The sequence below is a fragment of the Hymenobacter antarcticus genome, assembly GCF_039539545.1.
Classification (GTDB): Bacteria; Bacteroidota; Bacteroidia; order Cytophagales; family Hymenobacteraceae; genus Hymenobacter; species Hymenobacter antarcticus.
In genome coordinates this window covers 12,375-34,313 of sequence record NZ_BAABDI010000008.1, presented here as the reverse complement: position 1 = coordinate 34,313, position 21,939 = coordinate 12,375, and the positions used below count along the sequence as shown (strand labels likewise).

17 protein-coding genes are annotated in these 21,939 nt (G+C 62.0%); 10 read left to right on the top strand and 7 right to left on the bottom strand.

Translation table 11 applies throughout. From position 1 onward, the window contains the following. The first annotated feature begins 213 nt into the window (after positions 1-213). A complete protein-coding gene (locus ABD819_RS07705) occupies positions 214-3,927 on the top strand; it encodes an AAA family ATPase (RefSeq protein WP_345122751.1) in 3,714 nt (1,237 codons plus the stop codon). Positions 3,928-4,009: 82 nt separating this feature from the next. On the opposite strand, the gene ABD819_RS07700 is transcribed toward ABD819_RS07705, so the two are convergent. Both ABD819_RS07700 and ABD819_RS07695 read right to left on the bottom strand, forming a co-directional pair. Next, a complete protein-coding gene (locus ABD819_RS07700) occupies positions 4,010-5,065 on the bottom strand; it encodes a DUF6687 family protein (protein ID WP_345122749.1) in 1,056 nt (351 codons plus the stop codon). Between the two features lie 41 nt (positions 5,066-5,106). Then, the gene (locus tag ABD819_RS07695) at positions 5,107-5,346 is read right to left on the bottom strand and encodes an HNH endonuclease (RefSeq protein ID WP_345122747.1); all 240 of its coding nucleotides are present in this window, start codon (positions 5,344-5,346) and stop codon (positions 5,107-5,109) included. A 247-nt stretch (positions 5,347-5,593) separates the two neighbouring features. Here ABD819_RS07695 and ABD819_RS07690 point away from each other — a divergent pair, with 247 nt between their 5' ends. The 5 genes from ABD819_RS07690 (at position 5,594) to ABD819_RS07670 (ending at position 10,353) form a co-directional block, all read left to right on the top strand. Next, the gene (locus ABD819_RS07690) at positions 5,594-6,052 is read left to right on the top strand and encodes a hypothetical protein (RefSeq protein WP_345122745.1); all 459 of its coding nucleotides are present in this window, start codon (positions 5,594-5,596) and stop codon (positions 6,050-6,052) included. A gap of 140 nt (positions 6,053-6,192) precedes the next feature. After that, a complete protein-coding gene (gene trxA / locus ABD819_RS07685) occupies positions 6,193-6,501 on the top strand; it encodes a thioredoxin (RefSeq protein WP_345122742.1) in 309 nt (102 codons plus the stop codon). Positions 6,502-6,590: 89 nt separating this feature from the next. Beyond that, positions 6,591-8,948, top strand: a complete 2,358-nt coding sequence (locus ABD819_RS07680; RefSeq protein WP_345122740.1) for a TonB-dependent receptor — start codon at positions 6,591-6,593, stop codon at positions 8,946-8,948. A gap of 23 nt (positions 8,949-8,971) precedes the next feature. Then, positions 8,972-9,826 carry a DUF4249 domain-containing protein gene (locus ABD819_RS07675; protein ID WP_345122738.1) on the top strand — a complete coding sequence of 285 codons (855 nt, stop codon included), beginning with the start codon at positions 8,972-8,974 and terminating at the stop codon, positions 9,824-9,826. Between the two features lie 92 nt (positions 9,827-9,918). After that, entirely contained in the window at positions 9,919-10,353 is a 435-nt protein-coding gene (locus tag ABD819_RS07670; RefSeq protein ID WP_345122736.1) for a lipocalin family protein, read from the top strand. Between the two features lie 88 nt (positions 10,354-10,441). On the opposite strand, the gene ABD819_RS07665 is transcribed toward ABD819_RS07670, so the two are convergent. From ABD819_RS07665 to ABD819_RS07655, 3 genes are all read right to left on the bottom strand, one after another. Further along, on the bottom strand, positions 10,442-11,263 hold the full coding sequence (locus tag ABD819_RS07665; RefSeq protein WP_345122734.1) for a purine-nucleoside phosphorylase: 822 nt from the start codon (positions 11,261-11,263) through the stop codon (positions 10,442-10,444). Between the two features lie 107 nt (positions 11,264-11,370). Further along, the gene (gene sppA, locus ABD819_RS07660) at positions 11,371-13,143 is read right to left on the bottom strand and encodes a signal peptide peptidase SppA (RefSeq protein ID WP_345122732.1); all 1,773 of its coding nucleotides are present in this window, start codon (positions 13,141-13,143) and stop codon (positions 11,371-11,373) included. A gap of 300 nt (positions 13,144-13,443) precedes the next feature. Beyond that, positions 13,444-14,778, bottom strand: a complete 1,335-nt coding sequence (locus tag ABD819_RS07655; protein ID WP_345122730.1) for a replication-associated recombination protein A — start codon at positions 14,776-14,778, stop codon at positions 13,444-13,446. Between the two features lie 138 nt (positions 14,779-14,916). On the opposite strand from ABD819_RS07655, the gene ABD819_RS07650 reads away from it, so the two are divergent. Beyond that, the gene (locus ABD819_RS07650; RefSeq protein ID WP_345122728.1) at positions 14,917-15,849 is read left to right on the top strand and encodes a DMT family transporter; all 933 of its coding nucleotides are present in this window, start codon (positions 14,917-14,919) and stop codon (positions 15,847-15,849) included. Positions 15,850-15,951: 102 nt separating this feature from the next. Then, positions 15,952-16,911: an energy transducer TonB gene (locus ABD819_RS07645; protein WP_345122726.1), complete on the top strand. Its 960-nt coding sequence runs from the start codon at positions 15,952-15,954 to the stop codon at positions 16,909-16,911. Between the two features lie 57 nt (positions 16,912-16,968). Here the strand turns inward: ABD819_RS07645 and lpdA are convergent, their stop codons facing one another. Beyond that, positions 16,969-18,363: a dihydrolipoyl dehydrogenase gene (lpdA, locus tag ABD819_RS07640; protein WP_345122724.1), complete on the bottom strand. Its 1,395-nt coding sequence runs from the start codon at positions 18,361-18,363 to the stop codon at positions 16,969-16,971. Positions 18,364-18,584: 221 nt separating this feature from the next. Here lpdA and ABD819_RS07635 point away from each other — a divergent pair, with 221 nt between their 5' ends. Continuing rightward, entirely contained in the window at positions 18,585-19,514 is a 930-nt protein-coding gene (locus ABD819_RS07635) for a tetratricopeptide repeat protein (protein WP_345122722.1), read from the top strand. Between the two features lie 154 nt (positions 19,515-19,668). On the opposite strand, the gene ABD819_RS07630 is transcribed toward ABD819_RS07635, so the two are convergent. Next, entirely contained in the window at positions 19,669-20,925 is a 1,257-nt protein-coding gene (locus tag ABD819_RS07630; RefSeq protein WP_345122720.1) for an NAD(P)/FAD-dependent oxidoreductase, read from the bottom strand. Positions 20,926-21,043: 118 nt separating this feature from the next. Between ABD819_RS07630 and fabG the strand changes: the two genes are divergently transcribed. Next, positions 21,044-21,793, top strand: coding sequence for a 3-oxoacyl-[acyl-carrier-protein] reductase (gene fabG, locus ABD819_RS07625; protein WP_345122718.1), 750 nt, complete (start codon positions 21,044-21,046; stop codon positions 21,791-21,793). Positions 21,794-21,939 lie beyond the last annotated feature (146 nt).

Here is a 21,939-nt window from a genome sequence, read left to right as displayed (position 1 = left end):
TGCTTAATCACGAAACCGCTGCCAGCGGCCGGTGTCCATCCGGTGGCGTTGGCAGGTTATTTCTCTAACTGACTTACGCGGTTCGGGGTTTTGGCGGGTCCGGCGGTAACCCGGCAACCACAGGGAAACCCAAACCGGCATTCCCGCTTTTCCAGGGCAGTTCCGGGTCAGGGCCGTCGTATCTTCGGGGCGTATTTTGGGAGAACTATTTGCATGAAAATTATCAGCGTCCGCTTCGCTAACCTGAACTCGCTGCCCGGGCCGTTTCTGATTCGCTTCGATGAAACGCCCCTGGCCGACACGGGGCTTTTTGCCATCACGGGGCCCACGGGCGCGGGCAAAAGCACGCTGCTCGATGCCATCGCGGTGGGCCTCTACGGCCGGGTGCCGCGTCACGACCGGCAGGTGGGCGAAATGGTGAGCCGCCACGCGCCCCACGCGTTTTCGGAAGTGGAATTCGAAGTGTTCGAAACCAACCCCGATACCGGCGCGGTGGGCCGGGTGCGCTACCGCTCGCGCTGGGAGGTGAAGCGCAAAACCCGGGGCGACGACAAAGGTGGCCTCGGCCAGGATGCCATGACGCTGGTGATGAGCCCGTCGGGCGTGGCCGTAGTATCGGGTAAGGAGGCGGTGCCGGCGCGGGTGAGCGAGGTTTCGGGACTGGATTTCGGGCAGTTCGAGCAGTCGGTGCTGCTGAGCCAGGGCAAGTTTGCCCGGTTCCTGCACGCGCCGGAAAAGGAGCGCAGCGCCCTGCTGGAGAAGATGACCAACGTGGGCATCTACTCGCGGCTATCGATGGCGGCGTTCGAGAAAGCCAAGGAGGAGGACCTGAAAACCAAGCTACTGCGCGCCAGGCTGGAAGCGACCCGGCTGCTGACCGACGAAGAGCGGACGGCGCTGGAAACCCAGCTCGACGTGCTGCACCAGCTGGCCGAACAGCATTACGAAGAGCAGCAGGAGCTGACCGTGTGCCTGACCTGGCGCACCATCCTGGACCAGCTCGACCGGCAGCTCACGGACACGGCCCGCGAGCTGGAGCGCCTGCACCGCGCCGATGAAACCCTGCAACCCGAGTTTGCCCGGCTCGACGGCCACGCCCGCGCCGCCGCCGTGGCCACTCCCCTGGCTCGGGCCGATGACGCCCAACGAGCCCTGCTTCGCCTCGCCGAGAACCTCCACCAGCTGGAGCTGACGCACCCGGCGCTGAATTCGGCCGCTGGCGAGGCCATTGGTGAGCTCACCAAAGCCCAGGAAGCCCACGTCGCCGCTGAAACCAAAGAAGCCAAGCTGCGGCCCGTGCTGACCCAGGCCCGGGAGGCCGATATTGCCTTGGCGGCGGCCGAAAACCAGCTGGCCAAAACCACGCAGGCCCAGACTGACGCGCAGCGGGACCACGACGCCAAGGAGACCGTCCACACCCGGCAAGGGCAGACCGTGACGGCGCTGACAGGACAAAAAACCACGCTCGAAAGCTGGATTCTGGCGCATAACCACGAGAATGACCTGGCCGCGGCGCTGGCCGAAATCAAGCGGGAGCTGCTGGATTTGGAGGGCGTGACCACCCCGCAGCGGGCCCTGGAAACCCGCCAGAATGAGCTGCTGAAAAACCTCCAGTCGGCGGCCGACGACTTCAAGCGCCTTCAAAAAGCCGAAGCCGATGCCCTGGCCGACCAGCAGCACCTCGTGGCCCAGGGCCGCCCCCACCGCGCCGAGCGCGACGCCCTGCTTCAGGATACCGACGCCGCCGCCCTCGCGGGGCGCGAGGCAACCCTCACGGCTCAGCTGAACCTGGGCCAGCGCCTGCTACCTCTGGCCCAGACGGTGCAGAAACAACAGGCCCGCGCCCAGGAAATCGACCAGCAGCACGCGGCCGAAGCCGAGGCGCTCCGCCCCGCCGAGCAGGACTTCAGCCACCTCAAAACCCGGCGCGACGACGGGCAGCGCCTCCTCGAAAGCTACCAGCGCGAGCTGCGCACCCGCCAGGCGCTGGCCGACCTCAACACCCACCGCCACCAGCTGCGCGATGGCGAGCCCTGCCCGCTCTGCGGGGCGCTTGAACACGCTTTTGCCGCCGATTTCACGGCCGAGGCCGATGAGCAGGAACAACGGGTAGCCGCCCAGCAAGCGGCCCTCGCGCAGCTGGACCAGGCGCTGAGCCTGGCCGATAAAGCCCTGGTGCGCCGGCAAACCGAGCAGCAGCAGCGCCTGCTGCGCCGCCAGGAAGCCGCCGAAGCGGCCACCCTGGCCCGCACCGAAGCCGCCGAGCTGGCCGAGGCCCTCACGCCCGCCCTGCCCGACCCGGCCGACCCCACCGCTATTCAGCAGCGCCTCGCCGAAACCCGCGCAGCCCAGGCGGCGGCCGCGGCGGCGTGCCAACAGCTGGCCGGCCTGGAGAAAATGCTGGCCGAGCTAAAGGAGCAGCACACCACGGCCGGCACCCTGGCCCTGCAAGCCAAAGGCGAAGCCGCGCTGGCCCAACAGCGCCACGAAACGGCTCAGAGTGAGCTGGCTAACCTAAAAACCGAGCTGGCCGACTACCGCCAGCAAGCGACCAACTACCGCCACGAGATTCAGGGCATGCTGGCTCCTCATGCGCTGGTGCTGCCACCGGCGCAGCCCTACGACGGGATTTTGGCGACCCTGGGCGAGCGGGCTGCTACCTACGCCGCGCAGCTGGAGGCCCGGAATAGCCTCGACAAAGACCTCACCCGCCAGCAGGCGCAATACGACTCGCAGGTGGAGGCGCTGAACCAACAGCGGGCCCTGCTCCGGACCAGTGCCGAAACGCTGGCCGCCGAGCAGCTGACGCTCCGGCAGCAGCGCGATGCCCGTTTGGCCGGGTACTCTGGCCCCAACCCGGCCGACGAGCAGGAACAGCTGCACCAGCAGACCCTGGCCCTCGCCCGCGCCCTGCAAGCCGCCCAGTCCGAACACGAAAGCCGCCAGCAGGCGCTGACCAAAAACCGCACGCTGTTCGTGCAGCTTCAGCAGGAAGACGCCCAGAACCGCACTACCGCCGAAGCCCGCCAAGCCGAGCTGACCGCCGCGCTTGCCACCGCCGGCCTCGCCACGGCCGCCGAAGCCCGCGCCCTGCTCCTACCCGCCGCCGAGGCCGGGCGCCTCACCCAGCTTCGCCAGGACCACCGCACCAACCAGGCCGCCGCCACCCGCCGGCTCAGCGACCTCACCGCCGAGCTCAACCGCCACGCCGAGGCCGGCCTCACGCCCCATGCCGCCGCCGAGCTTACCTCCCAGCTCAACACCCTTTCGGTGGCCGATGACATTTTACAGCAGCAGCTGGGCGCGATTGGCAACCAGCTCGGGCAGGACGATGAAGCCCGCCGACTCCTGGCGGCCGGCCTGCACGAGCTGACCGTGCGCCAGCAGGAGGAGCAACGCTGGCAGGATTTGAGCGAGCAGATTGGCTCGGCGCGCGGCGACAAGTTCAGCCAGTTTGCCCAGGGCCTCACGCTTTCGCACCTGGCCCGGCTGGCCAACCTGCGCCTGCGCCAGCTCACGGGCCGCTACACCATTCTCAAAACGCCCAACCGCAACCTGGAGCTGCAAATCATCGACCACGACCAGGCCGACACCGTGCGGCCCATGGCCTCCCTATCGGGTGGCGAGAGCTTTCTGGTGAGCCTGGCGCTGGCCCTGGGCCTGAGCGAGCTGGCCGGTCACAAGGCCCGCATCGAGTCGCTGTTTATCGACGAAGGCTTCGGTACGCTCGACCCCGACGCGCTGAATACGGCCCTCGATGCGCTGGAACGGTTGCAGCACTCGGGCAAGATGATTGGCATCATCTCCCACGTTTCCGACCTCAAGGAGCGCATCGGCACCCAGATTCGGGTGCGGCCCGGCGCGGGCGGCAACAGCACCGTGCACATCGTGGACGGCCGCGGCGACGAAACCGACTGCGCCGTGTAGGATAGTTGTTGGTTGCTTGTTGTCAGTTGTCAGGCATTAATCTCAGACGGATATTTTGCAACTAACAACTGACAACAAGCAACTAACCAGCGGCCTTCACCTCAGCCCAGGTCCAATCCTTTTTGGGCTGAATGCCCGCGTAGCCAGCCTGGAAAAACGCCACTACTTCTCGCTCAAACACTTCCGGCACGATGGACGAGGCGTAAATCGGTCGGCCGTCGGGGTCGGCGTAGCGCTCGGCTTTGGTGAGCTTTTTCCCGCTGAGGCGCAGCAGCGGGCCGGTGTCGGTGATGCCGTCGGCGGCCCAGGCGCGGGTGCTGGTTTCCAGCGCATTCAGGCGGGCTACCAGTGGGGCCAAGGGCAGACGCGGCAGCGTGGGCCGGCTTTCGAGGTCAATCCAGGTGGTGTATTTGTATTCGAGCTCGTAGCGCTGGCCCTCGTATAAGCTCAGCACGATATCGGAACCGGCAGTGGGGCCAAACAGGGCGTAGTAGGATACTGGCGTGGGCGTTGCGACAACGGCCAGGCTGATTTCCGGGTAGCGCCGCCAGTTCGTCTGCGGCTCCCGCATCCGGGCGGCGGCTTGCCTCACCCGCTCATATTCGGGTTGCCAGGCGGCGCGGCCGGCTTCCGGGTTTTCGAGCATTTCGGCGAAACGCGGCAGGAACCACGCGAATTTCCCGGCCGAGGCCTCATCCTCGCGCCGCCGCCGGGCCGGGGCCCCGAACGGCTCGTAGAACCGGGCTTTCTCCTCGGCATTCAGCCAGCACACCAGTTGCAGGGCGCGGTCGGCCAGTGGGTCAGCCAAATCTATCTCCCGAAAATCCCCAAGCCCGGCTACCAAACGCAACAGCTCTGCGTGCCGGAGCGCCAACCCGGGGTTCAGCAGGGTCCACACCCCAATAAAGCCGTCGACATCGAAGTGATTGGCCGTCACGGCCGCCGCTTCGAGGCCGGGCGTTTCGGAGTGGTGCAGCGCCCGCAGGGCCGAGCCCGCGCTGGTATCGTGGCGCAGCGCGGGCGGCGTGGGAGCCCCGCGCCAGTGCGCCAGCGTGAGGGTGGCCCCGTTCCCGACGCTGTCGACCAGAATGGTGGGCTGCTGCCGAAGCTGCGCGAAAGGCACGAAATAGCGGTTCATGGCACAAAGCTGCGTCGGAATTGGTGATTGGGAGCCCCGGCCTAGCGCCGGGCGCGCCGGTTGCTGATGCGCTCTACCCGCTGCCTGCGAATCCAGCTCAGGTACTTTTGCAGCTCTTCGGCCGTTCGCAGCGCCTCCACGGACGAATAGCGCCGGGCCAGGTCGCGGTTGGTCAGAAAGCGGTGTACGCTGCTGTGGCAGGGTTGGCACAGGTCGACTACCGGGCCGAGCTTGCCGCCTTCTTCGCGCGGCACCAGGTGATGGCGGGAGGTGGCTTGCACCTCCCGCTCGCAGAGGCCACAGCGGAGACCAGATGGGCGCGGATTATCTGCAAACGGCCAACCAGGGCGCTGACGAGTCATAATTAATTAAACGAGAATTCATGCCCTGCTAACCCCAGGCAGAAGGGTAATAACCGATTGGAGTTGCGACTTTCTTGAAAACGTATTACATTGGCCTACATTCTACTTATCAGCATCATTATAGTCTTTATTAAATAGCATTTTCACCCTTTTGTTTTTCCTGACCATGCAAACAACTGTACCTCCTTTTTCTTCGCCCAAACGTCTGTCGCTGGCCGGCCGGGTGGCGGGTGCGCTCGTGGCCCTGCTGCTGCTGGGAGTGGCCCCATCGGCCCACGCCCAAACCTGGATGGTGAGTACCACCGCCCAAATAAAACTGGGAGTATTGGACAAATACGGCCAGATTGGACCCTATACGGCCACATTCGTCGTGCACAGCGAGCGCACCGGCAAAGATTACTACCTTGTGAGAGAGCTGGCCAAAGGCCAGACCGGAGTTGACGTGCTATTCCCGACCGAGCCTTCGGACCCGGAATATTTCAAAAGCGAAACCGGTGAGGCCGCCAACCCCACTCCCGGCCGCTACACCTGGGAATGCCGGGTGAAGGGCGTGAAAGCCGTCGGCGGGAAGTTCACTTTTCCCGAAGTCGGCAACGACGTGACGGTGGTCAGCTCGGGGAAATAGGTCCAAACTTTTGCGGGCATCTTCCTTCATTAAATCAACAGAAGCCCGGCCATGCGCCGGGCTTTTTTCGTTTACGCGTCGTGCCCCGGCTGGTCGGGGCGGCCGGCTCTGGCCGAAACTCACTTTTGCTGCTCCATACCGTGCCTCGCAAGTCCTTTTCCGAACTTATCAACAGCCCGGGCATGCCGGTGCTGGTCGACTTTTATGCTGCCTGGTGCGGCCCTTGCAAAACCATGGCCCCCATTCTGGAGCAGGTGGCTACCCAACACGGCGGCAAGGTGCGTATCATTAAAATTGACGTGGACCGCAACGCCGCCGTGGCCCAGCAATTTCGGGTGCAGAGCATTCCCACCCTGATTCTGTTTCATCAGGGCAAGCCGGTGTGGCGGCAGGCGGGCGTGGTGCCGGTAGCGCAGATAACCCAGGCGTTGCAGGCGTACATGAGCTAATGGGCTGGCCCGCACGCGGCGGCAAACTATCCGGCGGGCGCGGGCGTTGGACAGGGCACTAACTTTGTGCTCTTTCTGACTTCTGCGCTATGCTATTTCGGTCCACTTCGGGTTTTCTGTTCCTGTTTTTACTGTTGGGGCTGGCCGAGCCGGGCAAAACGAGGGCCCAGACGGTGGCCCAGTACTCGCTGAGCGGTACCGTGCGCGGCAGCCGGGGCGAGGCGCTGCCCGGAGCCAGCGTGGCCGTGCCCGCGCTCAATACCGGCACCGCCGCCGACTCACTCGGCCATTTCGTGCTGCGCCTGCCCACGGGACGGCATCAGGTAATTATCGCCTTTGTGGGGTATCAGCAAGTCACCCGCGAGGTTAACTTAACCAAAAACCAGCGCCTCAACCTGGCCCTGGAGGAAAGCGGCAACGAGCTGGGCGAAGTGGTGGTGGAGGGCTCCATCAGCCTGGAGCAAAAGCTCAAAACCACCCAAATGGGAGTCGAGCACCTCAGCATTCGGGAGGCCAAGCTGCTGCCGGCGTTGTTTGGCGAGGTCGATATCCTGAAAACCCTGCAACTCAAGCCCGGCGTGCAGAGCGGCGGCGAGGGCACCAGCGGCCTGTTTGTGCGCGGCGGCTCGGCTGACCAGAACCTGATTCTGCTCGATAATGCCGTGGTATACAACCCCAACCACTTATTCGGGCTGTTTTCGGTGTTCAACTCCGATGCCGTGCAAAGCGTGGATTTGTATAAGTCGGGCTTTCCGGCGCAGTTTGGCGGGCGGCTCTCGTCGGTGGTGGACGTGAAGCTGCGCGAGGGCGACCGGCAGCATTACGTGGCCACCGGCGGCGTGGGCCTGATTTCGTCGCGCCTCACCTACGAGGGGCCCATCAACAAGGGAAAAGGCTCGTTCATCGTGTCGGGTCGCCGCACGTACTTCGACATTTTTACGCGGGCGCTTAACAAAGCCAACGAGGACAAAGAGAACTACAGCCCCATTCCCGACTACTATTTCTACGATTTCAATGCCAAGGCCAACTACACGCTGGGCGATAAGGACCAGCTGTTTCTGACGGGCTACCTGGGCCGCGACGTGTTTGGGTTCAACAGCACGGGTGGCTTCAACTTCAAATTCAGCTGGGGCAACACTTTGGGCGCGTTGCGCTGGAACCACGTATTCTCGCCCAAGCTGTTCGTGAATACGTCGGTGTCGGTATCAGACTACAAATACAACCTGACCAACCAGCTCGACCAGTTCAGCTTCGGGCTGGGCTCGCGCATCACGGACTATTCCGGCCGCACCGATTTTGAGTACACGCCCAACGACCGGCACACCCTCAAGGCCGGGGCCATGTTCACGCAGCACAAATTTGGCGTGGGCCGGCTGGATGCCAACTCCAGCGACGGCCGCATCAATTTCGGCTCCGACATTGGCTACTACGGCGTGGACGGGGCCCTCTACGCTTCCGACAACTACAAGGCCACCGATAAGCTCCAGCTGGAAGGCGGCCTGCGCCTGACCGGCTTCCGCAGCGGCGACAACCAGTACGCCGGCCTGGAGCCCCGCGCCGCCGCCCGCTACTCGCTCAGCGACCGGACGTCGCTAAAGGCCAGCTACGCCATGATGTACCAGTACGTGCACCTGGTGACCAACTCCGGAGCCTCGCTGCCGACGGATATCTGGTATCCATCGCGGTTGGGGGTGAAGCCGCAGCGCTCGCAGCAGGCCAGCACCGGGGTAAGTTTTTTGCTGGGTAAGGGCAAGTACCTGCTCACCAATGAAGTGTACTACAAATGGGGCCGAAATCAGATTGATTTCAAGGATGGTGCGCAGCTCTTCGTCAATCCCGAGCTGGATTCGGAGTTCATCTTCGGCAAGAGCTGGAGCTACGGCAACGAGGTGTACCTGGAAAAGAAAACCGGCAAAACCACCGGCTGGATTGGCTACACCCTGGCTTGGAGCTGGCTCAACTTTCAGCCCCAGCGCGGCACCAATGGCATCAACAACGGCGCCGATTTCCACCCTACCTACGACCGCCGCCACAACCTGACCGTGGTGGTCATCCACCAGCTCAACTCTCGCATCAACCTCACGGCCAGCTTCGTGTACTCGTCGGGCTCACTCACCACGCTGCCGCTGGGCCGCTTCGGCGTGCAGGACATTCCGGGCTCCAGCACCAGCCTCGACCCGCGTCCCGTGCCCATCTACCCCGACCGCAACTCCTATCAGCTCATTCCCTACCACCGCCTCGACCTGGGCGCGGTGTACAAAATCGGCACCCGGCGCAATCAGGACCTGACTCTGAGCATCTACAACGCCTACAACCGCCGCAATGCCTACTTCGTGTTTTTCGACACCGTGAAAGACAAGGCCACCGACCGCACCACCGGCTTCCGCGCCCAGCAGGTGTCGCTGTTCCCGGTCATTCCTTCGCTTACGTATAACTTCCGGTTTTAGGGCCTGTGCTATCAATTAATGCCATGCGAACCTTCCACAAGGCTGCTTTAACGGTGCTCCCATTGCTGGCCCTGGCCGGTTGCGGCGCGCTGCAAAACGATATCGACGTGGCGCTGCCCACCTACTCGTCGGAGCTGGTGGTGGAGTGCTACCTCGAACCGGGCAAGTTGCCCTCCCTGGCCGTTACCACGTCGGTCCCTTACCTGGGCGTGGTACTTCCCCAGGTGCCCACCGATGTGACGGTTACGCTTACCATGCCCAACGGCACGCTGGTGCCCCTGGCATTCTCGCCCAACTACCGGGCTTTAGTTGACACCACCGGCGAGAAATTCCACTCCCATATTGGACGCGACCCGCTGGTGGCCCGCCCCGGCGATGTGTTCAAGCTGGACGTGCGCGACACCAAGGGCCGGCAAGTGACGGGCACCACCACCATGATGGTGCCCATTCCCATCGATTCGGTCGAATACAAGTTCAACGACAAAACCGGGCCCGAGCGCAAGGCTTATTTCCTCACCAATTTTCGCGACCCGGCCACTCCCGACGATTACTACCGCCTGCAGCTGCACAAGGGCGACCCCGCCAAAGGGGCGTTGTTGAGAACACCTGAGTCCGACATCTCCATCCAGGACCGGCTGCTCAACGGCCAGGCTTTGGTGGTGGGTACCAGCTACCGGTTTTTTGCCGGTGATACCGTGACGGCCACCCTCTACCACACCGATGCGGCCTACTTCCGCTTCCGGCAGTCGGTGCGTGATGCCCGCGGGGCCAACGGCAACCCCTTTGGGCAGCCTTCCGCCATCTTCAGCAACGTGCAGGGCGGCATCGGCATTTTCACCGTGCTCAGCGGTACCAGGGCCATGAAAATTCTGCGCTGACAAGTGTCAATCACAAAAAAAGGGCAGCCTCAGGCAACCTTTGGGCGGGATGCGCCATCACAGACATATCCATTCACATTCATTTCTTTCCCATGACGATGTTTCGCCTACCCCTCCTTACCCTCGCCCTGGCGCTATCCGGCCTGAGCCTGACCAGCTGCAGCAAAAGCGACCCGCAGCCCCACACCGCCATCACGGCCTCGTCGCAGCAGCTGGCCACCGGCAGCTGGCGCCTCGACCAGATTAAGGAAGCCGGCCAGGTAACCAGTGCCGGCGCGGCCATCAAGGACCAGTACTCGCTCACGTTCCGCCCCGATGGCACCTACACCCAAAAGCTGCTGGCCGACAACACCACCTACAACGGCACCTGGATGCTGATGAGCAACAACACCGTGCTCCACCTCACCGACCACAAGGGTGATTCCAATCAGTACACGCTGGCCAGCCTCACCGCCACCGAGCTGCGCTACACCTTCACCAATAAAACCGGACAAGCCGAAGAGCGCACTTTCTCGGCGCAGCCGTAACCCGACCCGATTTTTTTTATCAACAAAAATGCCGTTGCTACTCAGCAACGGCGTTTTTGTTGGCAATAGCGGCGGCGGCCACGGCTTGCTACAGCTCCGCGACCACGGCTTTAATCAAGGCCGTGAGGCGGGGCTCGGCCAGGGCGGCGGCGGCAAAAATATCGGCCAGCACCACCGGCTTGAGGTGGCCGGGCGCGCATAGGTCGGTGATGACCGACACGGCCAGCACCGGCAGGTTGAGGTGGCGGGCGGCGATGACTTCGGGCACCGTGCTCATGCCCACGGCATCGGCCCCGATGGTGCGCAGGTAGCGGTATTCGGCCGGCGTTTCGAGCATGGGGCCGGGCACGCTCACGTACACGCCACGCCGGGTGGTGCCGGCCTGGCCCAGGGCCTGGGCGGCGGCTTCGGCGCGGGCCAGCAGGCCGGCATCGTAGGGCGCGTGCATGTCGGGGAAGCGCGGGCCCAGCTCGTCCAGGTTCGCCCCAATGAGCGGGTTGGTGGGCTGCAGGTTGATGTGGTCATCAATCAGCATCAGGTCGGCCAGTTGGTAATCCGGGTTGAGTCCCCCGGCCGCGTTGCTCACCAGCAGCTGGCTGATTCCCAGCAGCTTCAGCACCTGCACGGGCATGGCTACCTGCTGCATGGTGTAGCCCTCGTAGTAGTGAAAGCGGCCCTGCAGCACGGCTACTTTCTTTCCGGCCATGCGGCCCAGCAAAAGCCGGCCAGCGTGGCTTTCCACGGTACTCAGCGGGAAATTCGGAATGTCGGCGTAGTTGATTTCGTGCTCCACTTCCACTTCCCGGGCCAATGCGCCCAGGCCCGTGCCGAGGATGATGCCGGTTTCGGGCAGGAAATTATCAGAATGAGCCTGGATGTAAGCGGCGGCTTCGCGGAGTTGGTTCAGCATAAGTAGGTAAGGTTCGCACGGAGTTAAGGGAGGAAAAAAGGAGTTTCACAGAGCAGTTGACGCTCCGTAAAACTCCTTTTTTCCTCCCTTAACTCCGTGCTAAAATTTTAGTTAATTTCCAGCTCATATGGCAGCCGGGCCTGCACGCCGCGCATCTGCATCAGCAGCTGGTACTGGGCGTAGGCGGGGTACAGCGGGCCCAGCTCGGTTTTAAGGGCCTGGGCTTTGACTTCCTCCTTATCGCCACCGCCAAACATCGCGAAGAAGTTTTCCAGCTCCGACTTGCGGCGGGGCAGGCGCTGCACCTCGTAGTCGTCGGCCTTGAGGCGGGCGCGGGCGGCGGCAATCTTCAGGGCATCCTGGTAGTCGCCGAGCACGTCGACGAGGCCGTTGCTTTTGGCTTCGAGGCCGCTCCAGACGCGGCCCGAGGCCAGGCGGCGCAGGCGCTCCACGGGCATGTGGCGGCCCTTGGCGGCCTTGGTGGTGAAGTCGGCGTAGATGTTATCGACTTCACGCTGCAGGTTGCGCTTCTCGAAGTCCGACAGCGGCCGGGTGATGGTGGGCAGGTCGGAGAACTTGCCGGTGGTCACACGGTCCACGGTGATGCCGAGCTTGTCGCTGAGCAGCTTCTGGATGTTGGGCAGCACGCCGAATACGCCGATGGAACCCGTAATCGTGTTCGGATGGGCCACAATGGTGTCGCAGGCCATGGCAATGTAGTAGCCGCCCGAGGCCGCCACGTCGCTCATGCTGGCGATAATCGGCTTCACTTTCTTGGTCAGCACTACTTCGCGGTAGATGATGTCCGAAGCCAGCGACGAGCCGCCGGGCGAGTTGATGCGCAGCACCACGGCCTTCACCTTTTTGTCGAGCCGGGCCTTGCGGATGGCTTCGGCAAACTTGGTGCTGCCGATGTTGTCGTCCGAACCTTTGCCGGTCACGATGTCGCCTTCGGCATAGATTACGGCAATGCGGTTGCCGCTGGTGTTGCCCTCCTTTTCATCCAATTCCTTGTCGTCGGTGTAGTTGCCCAGGCTTATCAGGCTCGGCTTTTTGTCCTTCGCCAGGCCCAGCTTGCCGCGCATATAGTCCTGCACCTCATCAAAGTAGCCGAGCTTGGTTACCAATTTCAGGCGCAGGGCATCGGGGGCGTTGTGCACCAGCATCGAATCGGAAATAACCTTGAGGCGGGCCGGGGCAATGCCGCGGGTTTTGGCCACCTGGCCAATCATGTAGCCGTTGATGGAGTTCAGGAACGAGACCGTCTGGTAGCGGGCCGAATCGGAGAAGCTTTCGCGGAAAAACGGCTCCACGGCGCTCTTGAACGAGCCCACGCGGAAGATATACGGCTCAATCCCGGCCTTATCGAACAGCCGCTTGTAGAACAGCACCTCCGAGCTCAGGCCGTTGAATTCGAGCGTGCCCTGCGGGTGCAGGTAAATCTCATCGGCCACCGACGACAGGTAGAAGCTCTTCTCGGAGCAGACTTCGTGGTAAGCCACCACGAATTTGCCCGACTTCTTGAAGTCCAGCAGCGCGTCGCGCACTTCTTCCAGCGAAGCCATGCCGCCCTGCACCAGCTCCAGGTTGAGCAGAATGCCCTTGATTTCAGAGTCGCCCTTGGCCCGGCCAATGGCTTCCTTCAGGTTGACCAGCCCGGTGGCCGAATTATTGCCGCCAAAGCTGAACCGGCTGTCGCGGCCCCGCTCGGTGAGCGGCTCGTTCAGCTTCAGCTCCAGCACCGAATTGGCGGCGGTTTCCTTGCGGTCGCCGGCGCTCTTGGCGGCCCCGATAATTCCGGCCAGAATCAGAAAGCCCAGGAAACTGAAGGCCAGCAGGCCCACGATGGTGGCAAGTACGTATTTAAAAAACTGACCCATGGATGCAGAAGGTGAATGAGGGAAGTAAATGTAGGCCGGGCCGGGCAAAAAGACGGGCCAGGGGTGTCGTTATTTCGTTATTCGCTGGAGTCGGGCTTTCATTACAGCCGCTGAGTCAGGGCCGCTATTTCGGCTAGTCCGGGCCCTTATAGCCTATCCGAATAGGCCGTCATGCAGAGCGCAGCGAAGCATCTTTACCTCAGTAGTAATCCAGGAAAAAGAATTAGTTATGCGGTAAAGATGCTTCGCTGCGCTCTGCATGACCGTTCTTTTTTTGGGCCTATTCGCATAGGCAGGCTCTCAGTAGCTATACTTTTCGCCCCACCAGCCGCGCAGCCGCTCCTGAATCTTCTGCTCGCTGGCGTTGGGGCCGGGCGCGTAGTAGCGGGTGCCGCTCAGCGCGTCGGGCAGAAACTCCTGCTCCTCAAAATTACCCTCCCCGTTGTGCGAATACGCGTACTCCTTGCCGTAGCCGAGCTGCTTGAGCAGGCGCGTGGGGGCGTTGCGCAGCGGCACGGGCACGGGGTACACGCCATTGGCCTTCACCTCGGCCTGAGCCGCCCGGATGGCGAGGTAGGCCGCATTGCTCTTCACCGAAGTAGCCAGGTAGATAACGGTTTGGGCCAGAATCAGGTCCGATTCGGGCAGGCCGATGACGGTGCAGGCCTGGAAGCAGCTGGTGGCCAGCATCAGGGCGTTGGGGTTGGCGTTGCCAATGTCCTCCGAGGCCAGAATGAGCATGCGGCGGGCGATGAATTTCACGTCCTCGCCGCCTTCCAGCATCACGGCCAGGTAGTAGAGCGCGGCATTGGGGTCGGAGCCGCGAATACTTTTTATGAAGGCAGAAATGACGTCGTAGTGCATCTCGCCGCCTTTGTCGTACCGCGCCAGCGGGCGCTGGGCCACCTGCTGCACCACCGCATCGGTGATTTGGATGACGCCCTTTTTATCGGGCGGCGTGCTCTGCACCACTATTTCGAGCAGGTTGAGCAACTTGCGGGCGTCGCCACCGCTCAGGGCCAGCAGGGCGTGGTCTTCTTTCAGCACCACCTTTTTCTGTTGCAGGGCTGCGTCCTCCGTCAGGGCTTTTTGCACCAACCCGCGCAGGGTATCCGCGCTCAGCGGCTCCAGCACGTACACCTGGCAGCGCGAGAGCAGAGCCGGAATCACTTCAAACGAGGGATTCTCGGTGGTGGCCCCAATCAGGGTCACGGTGCCGTGCTCCACCGCGCCCAGCAGCGCATCCTGCTGCGCCTTGCTGAAACGGTGAATTTCATCGATGAAAAGCACCGTACCGCGCTGCCGCTTGGCGCGTTCAATCACGTCGCGCACATCTTTCACGCCCGCGTTGATGGCGCTCAGAGCCGAGAACGGCTGTTTCAGCTCACTGGCCAGCAGGTGGGCCAGGGTGGTTTTGCCCACGCCGGGCGGCCCCCACAGAATGAGGCTGGGCAGCCGGCCGGAGTTGAGGTAGCGGCGCAGCACGCCGGTTTCGCCCACCAGGTGCTGCTGGCCGGCGTAATCGGCCAGGCGGCGCGGGCGCTGGCGCTCGGCCAGGGGCGCATCGGGGCCGGGGCCGGGGCCGGGGGCTGGGGTGAAGGCGGCGGGTTCGTCGTCGGGAAAGAGGGAGGCCATAAACAAAGCGCAGAAGCAGAAGTAGCGCGAACTTTGCGGTTCGCGTTTTAGAACGATTCCTGGCCGTCGTAGTTCCGACGGCGCGGGGGTCGCGAACTTCAAAGTTCGGGCTACTTCGTGCTTAAGCCCTTCCGACCCATGCGTAATCAATTTCGCGTTCACGCGGCTCTCTTCTTCGTCGCCGTTATCTACGCGGCCAACTATTCACTATCCAAAGACGTGATGCCGCGCTACATGGGCCCCTTCGGCATCGTCACGCTGCGCATAGTGGGAGCCGTGCTGTTTTTCTCGCTGGTAAAATATTTCGTAGCGCCGCAGGACAAAATCATTGGCCGGGCCGATAACCTGCGGTCCATCCTGTGCGGCATTTGCGGCATTGGTGTCAACCAGCTGCTGTTTTTCTCGGGCCTGAACCTGACTTCGCCCATCAGCGCCTCGCTGCTGCAAACCATCGCGCCCATCGTGGTGGTCATTGCCTCGGCCATTTTACTGAGCGAGAAAATCACCCTGCCGCGGGTGCTGGGCATTGCGGTGGGCGCGGCGGGGGCGGCCTCGCTCATTCTCAGCCGCAACGCGCAAGCGGCCATCTACCCGCACGCCACGCTGGGCAATATTTTCATTCTGGCCAATGCCACCGTGTTTGGCCTCTACCTGGTGCTGGTGCAGCCGCTGATGCGCAAGTACCACGCCTTCACGGTGCTATCCCGTATTTTTCTGGTGGGCGCGTTCATTGCCGTGCCCTTCGGCTGGCGCGAGGCGCTGACGGCCGATTACGCCAGCTTCCCGCTTTATATCTGGCTCGAAATCGGCTACATGGTCGTCTTCCTCACCATCCTGGCCTACTTGCTGAATAACTGGGCCCTGAAATACGCCTCCCCTGCCCTGCTGGGCGTGTACATCTACCTGCAGCCGGTGCTGGCCGTGCTCATTGCCGTGAGCCTGGGCAAGGACCACCTCACCTGGGGCAAGGCCGGGCAGGCGGTGCTCATTTTTCTGGGCGTGTGGCTGGTGAGCCAGAAACCGAAAGGTGCAAAGGTGCCGGCAGTGCCGCTTGAAGCGGTGCAGGACTAATTTAGCCGTCATTCTTCCTTAAAACTGCGTTTTGCCGGCTTTATGCGCCATTATTTCACTCTCCCGTTGGTATGGGTGCTACTTTCAATCGGTGGCCGCGTCTTGGCCCAAACTCCCACCCCGCCCGATACCGCCGCCCCAAAGCACTACACCTACACCGAGAAAATGCCGGTTTTCCCCGTGTTGGCCCCCGGCGACAGCGCATTCTCGCCCAACCAGCGCTTTATCCGTTTTATCAACGCCGACGTGCACTACCCATCCAAAGCCTTGCGCGACGGCGTAACGGGCCGGGTATACTTCTCTTTTTCCGTGAATGCCCAAGGCCGGGTTCAGGACATTAAAGTGGTGAAAGGAGTGCGGGCCGATATTGACGCCGAAGTGCTGCGCAATGCTCACCGCCTGGATGCCATTCAGTGGGAGCCCGGCACCCAAAACGGCCGCCCGGTGACGGTGTCGTTCACCGCGCCCATGAATTTTAGTATCAATAATGGGCGGGCCGGCCAAGCCCCGGGCGACTCGCTGGACACTGCGCCTTTCCAGCATCGGATGGCGTTTGCCCTTCCCGCCTGGGATAGCAAGCGGTGGCCGGTGCCCAAAGGCAAAGGCATGATTTACGGGAGCTGCTTGCAACGGTTCGCTGGCACCGGCAGCTTGGGTTCGGGCGGGTTCGTGCAATTGGTGAATCTGACTACCCGAAAATTAATTAGCTTCAGCGTTAAACCACCCATGAAATCGCGGCGCGAAAATTCATTTTTTTATGCTTTGCCTGCAGGCCGCTATGCGCTGCATGTCTATGCTTATCCAGACAAGGTTTGGGGGCCTTACCGCATGTATTTCGAGAACCTGCGCAAGCCCGTCGCACCCGCCCCGAATGAACCGCTAAGTGAAACCCGCTACCAGTTTACAGTCGAAAGCGGCAAAGTGCATTATGTGGGCACCTGGAATCTAGCTAACGAAAATAAGCCGGAATTTATGGATGAGAAATACCAGATTGACCCGGCCATTCAGGCCTATTTTCCCCAATTCAATTTCAAGGAAGCGGTTATGTCGCTGCCTCAATAAAAAAGGCCAGCCGGAAACATTTCCGGTTGGCCTTTTTTACGATGACAAAAGCAAAGCTTACAAGTGAATCACCTCGCCATAAGCTGCGGCGGCCGCTTCCATAATGGCTTCCGACATGGTGGGGTGCGGGTGCACCGATTTGATGATTTCATGCCCGGTAGTTTCCAGCTTGCGGGCTACTACCACTTCGGCAATCATCTCGGTCACGTTTGCGCCAATCATGTGGGCGCCGAGCCATTCGCCGTATTTCTTGTCGAAAATGACTTTCACGAAGCCGTCTTTTACGCCGGCGGCGCTGGCTTTGCCCGAGGCCGAGAAGGGGAACTTGCCCACCAGCACGTCGTAGCCTTTTTCCCTGGCTTCGGCTTCGGTGTAGCCCACGCTGGCGATTTCGGGCGAGGCGTAGGTGCAGCCGGGGATGTTCTGGTAATTGAGCGGCTCGGGGTGGTGGCCGGCAATTTTCTCCACGCAGATGATGCCCTCGGCCGAGGCGACGTGGGCCAGCGCGGGGCCGGGCACGATGTCGCCGATGGCGTAGATGCCCGGCACATTGGTCTGGTAGAAATCATCCACCACCAGGCGGCCGCGCTCCACGTTGATGCCCAGCTCTTCGAGGCCGATGTTCTCCAGGTTGGTGGTCACGCCCACGGCGCTCAGCACCACGTCGCACTCGATTACCTGTTCGCCCTTGGCCGTTTTGATGGTTACGTGGCAGCCTTCGCCGCTGGAGTCCACCTTAGTCACTTCGGCACTGGTGAGCACATTCACGCCGATTTTGCGGAACGACTTCTCCATCTGGCGCGAGATTTCCTCATCCTCCACCGGCACGATGCGGGGCAGGAACTCCACTAGGGTCACCTCCGAACCCATGGTGCGGTAGAAATAGGCAAACTCCACGCCGATGGCACCGGAACCCACCACCACGAGGCGCTTGGGCAGTTGCTCCATGGTCATGGCCTTGCGGTAACCGATGATTTTTACGTCATCAATTGGCATAGTGGGCAGCTGGCGGGCGCGGGTGCCAGTGGCCAGGATGATGCTCTTGGCTTCCACCGTTTCTTTGCTGCCGTCGGCCTTGGTTACTTCTATCTTGCCGGGGGCCAGCAATTTGCCGGTACCCATCACGGTTTCAATCTTATTCTTTTTGAACAGGAAATTGATGCCCTTGCTCATGCCGTCGGCCACGCCCCGGCTGCGGCCAATCACGGCTCCGAAGTCGTAGCCCACGTTTTCGGCTTTGAGGCCGTAGTCGGCGGCATGGTTCAGGTACTCAAACACCTGGGCCGACTTCAACAGGGCTTTAGTGGGAATGCAGCCCCAGTTGAGGCAGATGCCGCCCAGCGCCTCGCGCTCAATCACGCCTACTTTCAAACCCAACTGCGAGGCCCGGATGGCGGCCACGTACCCGCCGGGGCCACTGCCGACCACGACCAAATCAAATTGCAATGCCATAAAATGCGCTGGAAGAAAAAAATACACCGGGCCCGGCTGGGGGACCCACCCATTCTGTGTGCAAAGATAACTGCGCCCCCGTGCCGCACCGCACCGGTGGCCGCAACCGGCCTTATCTTGTCCAAAACCAGTGCGCCGAATCAGCAGCCAATCTTCTTTACACTCCGTATAACGCCCGGTTGCGGCACAGCTTGCCGCGACCTTTTTCATTCTGATATTCCATGAAACTACATTTCCGCTTTCCTTTGGCAGCCTTCGGACTGCTGGCTTTTCTGACTAATTGTGCGACCACCGTTACCGAAAAGGAAAAACCGAGCAATATGAGTCAGCCCATGTCCATGCCGGTGGCCACCGATGCCCGCCGCCCCGACTCGACGGGAGCCGCCGCCTCGGCCACCGACACGCGCATCATCTCCGAGGCCAACGGCGCTGCCGCCACCCCCGCCACGGCCCCGGCTGCCATGACCACGGCCTCTGATGCGGCTTCGGCAGCCGCGCTGGCCGCCGACCGGCCCGACCCCAATGCCCTTTCGGCTTCGGCTGCGTCGGCGGAGCGGGAAAAGGAGAAGAAAATGGCCGTGGCCGATTACCGCGTGATGCTGACGGAGGCCGAAACCACCCTCAAAACCAAACCCAGGGACGCAACGGCCCTGCTGCAGCGGGCCAAAGCCAAAAGCTACCTGAAGCAGTACCCGGAAGCCTTGGTGGACTACACGGCCGCCATTCGCTACCAGCGCAACAACCCCGACGCCTACTACAACCGCGGCGTGAACCGCCTGATGATGAAGCAGTACAAAGCGGCGTTAACGGATTTTTCCGGCGCCATCAAGTACCGGGCCGATGATAAGGAATCGTACTTCGGGCGGGGCGTGGCCAAGATGCAGATGTACCAGTACAAGCCCGCCGTGGCCGATTTCACGAAGGCCATTCAGCTCGACTCGACCTATGCCGACGCCTGGGAATACCGCGGCATCAGCTACTCGTCGTTCGACAAAATGTCGGAAGCCCGCCGCGACCTGGAGCGCGCCGCCAGGCTCAACCCCGAAGCGGTCAAGAGCCTGCGCCGCTACGTGGGAAACACCGACGGCCGTGCCCCCATCAAGCCTACTCCCGCGCCCCGCGCCCCGCGCCCAATGCCGGCGAAAAAATAAATTGGCTGACTTGATGTGTAAGAACGTCATGATATAAAAACGTCATGCTGAGCGAAGCCGAAGCATCTCTACCGCGCCAGTAACTAATTACTCGTGCGGTAGAGATGCTTCGGCTTCGCTCAGCATGACGTTCTTTTTTGTGCTTGCCTCCCCCCTACTTCCCGCCAAACAGCAGCTTGAAATAGAAGCTGGGCTGCCGCAGGCGCTCGCGCAGGTCCAGGTCCATGAACATCATGGACAAGGTTTCGGCCAGCGTGGGGTTGTTCACCGCGCGGTTGGCGATGATGTTGAACAGGCTGGGAAAGTTGAGCAGGCGCTGCATCACCCGGCTCAGGCGCAGCTCCTGGCCGAGACGGTTGTAGACGGCCTTGTCGTAGCTTTTGAGGAATTCGGGGCTGAAATCGTTGTTTTTCACGGCCTCGGCGGCCCAGATGGCGGCGTGGCGGCCGCTCACCATGGCGTGCGAAATGCCCTCGCCCGAAAAGGGGTCGATGAGCGAGCCGGCATCACCCAGCAGAAAGTACCCGGCCCCCGACAGCGCCCGCCGCTTCGAGCCCAGCGGCAGGCCGAAGCCGCGCACCGGCCCCAGCCGCTCGGCCCCGGCAAAGCGCGGAGCCAGCGCCGGGTGCGTGGCCAGAATCTCATCAAGCCGCTGGCGCAGGTTGATTTTCTTGGCCGCCACGGTTTTCGAGAGCATGCCCACGCCCACGTTGGCCTGGCCATTGGGCAGCGGGAACACCCAGAGGTAGCCCGGCAGAAAATCCTTGATGAAGTGCAGCTCGATGAAATTATCGGGGCTGAGGCCGTCGACTTTATCGTAGTACGCCCGCAGGCCGGCGCAGTGGTGGTCGGGCTCCAGGGCGTGGCCGGCCACTTTGCGGGCAAAGTCAGACTGCGCGCCGTTGGCCACCAGCAGCAGGCGGCAGGTGGCGATTTCCTGGCCGGCTTTGTCGAATAATTGCCAGCCGTCGGGCGTGCGCTCGGTGCGGGCCACGTCCACGTTTTCGCGGAAGTCGATTTCGGGCCGCTGGCGCACTTCTTCGACCAGGAAATTATCGAAGTCGATGCGCTTGGCAACGTGGCCGGCCGTGTGGTCGGTGGCTTTGTCGAACTTCGGCTTGAAGGGTATGCCCAGTTTGCGGCCGTTGGGGGCGAAAAAATCGATGCCCCAGCTGGGAACCTGCATGGGCGACGCCGCCAGCTTGGCGTGCAGACCAGCATCGATGCGCTTCAGCTCATTGATAACCTTACCGCTGAGCGCATCGCCGCAGGTTTTGTCACGCGGGAAAGCGGCGCGGTCGAGGAGCAGGCACCGATGGCCGGCGTTGGCGAGGTGCAGAGCAGCGGCGGCGCCACCGGGGCCCGCGCCCAGAATGCAGATGTCGTGATGGGGCATTGATTCGTAGCGCATGCTTTAGCTTGCGCCCCACAAAGATGCCGCTTCCAGCGGGCCGGATTGTCATTTTGCTTTGGCAGCTTTTGCCAGCGGGAACAAGCTAAAGCATGTTCTACAGTCTTACCTTCGCCCCATGACCAACACACTGACCGGAAAAGTGGCCCTCATCACGGGTGCTTCCAAAGGAATTGGCCGCGCCATCGCGGCACATTTTGCCCAGCTTGGCGCCGATGTCGCCTTCACCTATTTGTCGTCCGTTGAGAAAGGCCAGGCCCTCGAAACCGAGCTGGCCGCCCACGGCTCCAAAGTGAAAGGCTACCGCTCCGACGCCTCCGACTACACCCAGGCCGAAAAGCTGATTGAAGACGTGGTGGTCGATTTCGGCAAGCTCGACATCCTCGTCAACAACGCCGGCATCACCCAGGACGGCCTGCTCATGCGCATGAGCGAGCAGCAGTGGGACAACGTGCTGAACGTGAACCTAAAATCCGTCTTCAACCTCACCAAAGCCGCCACCAAGCCCATGATGCGCGCCAAGGCCGGCTCCATCATCAACATGACCAGCGTGGTGGGCATCAAGGGCAACGCCGGGCAGGCCAACTACGCCGCCAGCAAAGCCGGCATCATCGGCTTCACCAAATCGGTGGCCCTGGAGCTGGGCTCGCGCAACATCCGCTGCAACGCCGTGGCCCCCGGCTTTATCGAAACCGAAATGACCGATGCCCTCGACCCCAAACAGGTGGAGGAGTGGCGCAAAGCCATCCCGCTCAAGCGCGGCGGCCGCCCCGAGGACGTGGCAAAGGCCACGGCGTTTCTGGCTTCGGATGATTCAGCTTACATCACCGGCCAGGTGCTGCAAGTGGATGGCGGGATGCTAACGTAAGGAATTCTTACTGCTGAATGAGGTAGAGACGCGACATCTTGCGTCTCGTCATTGCTGATGTTGTTAGGACTGCCCGGTAATGATGCAGTGACGACTGTTCGACGATGAGATGCAAAATATTGCGTATCTACTTCTATTTAAGGGCT